This window comes from Bacillus cereus group sp. BfR-BA-01408, from assembly GCF_022663305.1.
Taxonomy (GTDB): Bacteria; Bacillota; Bacilli; order Bacillales; family Bacillaceae_G; genus Bacillus_A; species Bacillus_A pacificus.
The window spans coordinates 1-240 of sequence record NZ_JAKUFF010000286.1; the positions used below are offsets into that span (position 1 = coordinate 1).

Consider the following 240-nt stretch of genomic DNA (forward strand, 5'->3'; position numbering starts at 1 on the left):
CTCTTGATCTCGTAATTTATTTAATTTTTCATTTTTTGACATATTTAACTTCCTCTCTTTTTTAGGTTGTTTATTAGCAGCTTTTTGTACATTTTGTTGTTGGACAAACCCCAAGACTTACTGCCACAATTGTAGGTGTCGCTGGCGTTGTTTCTGGATTTACATCTCCCGCACCCGCTACTTGTTTCAAATCATTTTCATCCACTGATCCAATTAATTCTTTTGTATCAAACTCTTGAT

The 240-nt window shown here is 34.6% G+C and carries 1 protein-coding gene; it reads right to left on the reverse strand.

Translation table 11 applies throughout. The features are described from left to right. Positions 1–73: 73 nt before the first annotated feature. Positions 74–240: class II lanthipeptide, LchA2/BrtA2 family (locus MR083_RS27320; RefSeq protein WP_242270136.1), on the reverse strand; the 167-nt coding region annotated here is incomplete at its 5' end.